Origin of the sequence: Lysinibacillus sp. FJAT-14222 (genome assembly GCF_001278875.1) — a bacterium.
GTDB classification, from domain to species: domain Bacteria; phylum Bacillota; class Bacilli; order Bacillales_A; family Planococcaceae; genus Lysinibacillus; species Lysinibacillus agricola.
The window spans coordinates 1-1,120 of sequence record NZ_LIYL01000011.1 but is presented as its reverse complement, the minus strand read 5'-3'; the positions used below and the strand labels follow the sequence as shown (position 1 = coordinate 1,120).

The following is a 1,120-nucleotide window of genomic DNA, read 5'->3' as shown; positions in this document are numbered from 1 at the left end:
CTATGACTATTGTAAAACAAATGAGCCTATTTGACATCCAAGAATTATTGGAAATGGAAAGTTCCCGTCGTTTTGATACGATTTTTGCCACTTTCGACGTGCAACCTATTTTTCAGTTGTTTTCAAAAAAGACATTACGTGGTGCCCCACGTGAATTAAATTACGGTGCTATGATACAGTCACTCATTATTCGTATTGTCGAACGAATTCCAACAATCAAGGATTTAATCAAACGTTTGGTCAATGATCCTTTATTCCGCTTGGATTGCGGTTTTCTTGTTTCTGATGTTGTGCCCTCTGAAGCGTCCTATTCGCGTATGATCGACGTCATTAGTCAATCAGATGTGCTCGATCACATGCAAGATACATTGATTCAAACAGCCTTTATAGAAGGTTTCCTTTGTGATGAACACCTCGCGATTGATGCCACTCATTTTGAGTCACGCGATGCAGCGAAACCTTCGGAGAAAAAAGAGCCTGCACCACCCAAAAAACGTGGACGAAAATCAAAAGAAGAACGAAACGCTTGGCTTACGGAACAAGCAGAAATCAAAGCCAATCAGTCAACTTATGAAAAAGAAATCAAGGACCAACTTGATACACCACTAGAGACACTGTGGCAAGATGTACCCATCGAACCAAATTGGGGCATCAAAAAGAACAGTGATGGCAAAAATACGTTTTGGTTTGGCTTTAAAGGACATCTCGCGGTGACCACAAAGAGTCAATATATTGTTGGACGCCTCATGACATCTGCCAATTTGTCGGATAGTAAAGCAGCGATTCCTCTTTTAAAGAAAGGAAAAGACCTATTTCAAGGGCATTTTAAGACCGCTATTTTGGATGCAGGGTATGATTATGAGCCTATTTACCGTCAATTACATGCGTATCAAATGCGTGCAGTTATTCCCTATAATGTCCGTAATGAAGGCGAGTATCTTGGATTTGATGAGCATTTCAGGCCAGCCTGTGTACGTGAACACAGCTACTGTTACGACAGCTTCGATGAAAAGTACCGAACACTAAAATTCACAAGACCAAAAGAATGTGCAACCTGTCCGTTACGTAATGATTCCCTCTGTCAGAAGGTTTTCAAAATCAAATGTGACACGGATTTACG

Annotated in this window: 1 protein-coding gene; it reads left to right on the top strand. The window is 40.8% G+C overall.

From position 1 onward, the window contains the following. The coding region (locus AN161_RS05855; RefSeq protein WP_053593434.1) for an IS1182 family transposase at positions 1-1,120 on the top strand (1,120 nt) is incomplete at both ends.